This is a genomic window from Priestia sp. SIMBA_032 (genome assembly GCF_046535215.1).
GTDB classification, from domain to species: domain Bacteria; phylum Bacillota; class Bacilli; order Bacillales; family Bacillaceae_H; genus Priestia; species Priestia aryabhattai.
This window is the reverse complement of record NZ_JAWRXD010000625.1, coordinates 1-273: the sequence shown is the minus strand read 5'-3', so window position 1 is coordinate 273 and position 273 is coordinate 1. Positions and strand designations below refer to the sequence as shown.

Below are 273 nucleotides of genomic sequence, written 5' to 3'. Positions count from 1 at the left end.
CGCTATGAGGTAGGCCGACATAACGGATATGCCATGGCTCATATTGAATTCCAGTAATGTTACTTTTATTTTTCGGATAACGTAATACAAAGCCATGCTTCCATACGTTCTCTTCAATCCATTTTCCTTCAGGCGCTTTCTCCATTTTCTTTTGAGTAGACCCAATGTCCAGTGATAATCCTAAATTATGTTCACTGTATCCTGCTGGAAGTGCATAATCAGATCCCATTTTTTCATATAGCTGTTTTTGCTCTTGGAAATCTCTATAACCAC

Annotated in this window: 1 protein-coding gene; it reads right to left on the bottom strand. The window is 38.5% G+C overall.

Translation table 11 applies throughout. From position 1 onward, the window contains the following. A partial coding sequence (locus SB717_RS35760) for a M15 family metallopeptidase (RefSeq protein ID WP_410907707.1) occupies window positions 1–273 on the bottom strand: 273 nt, incomplete at both ends.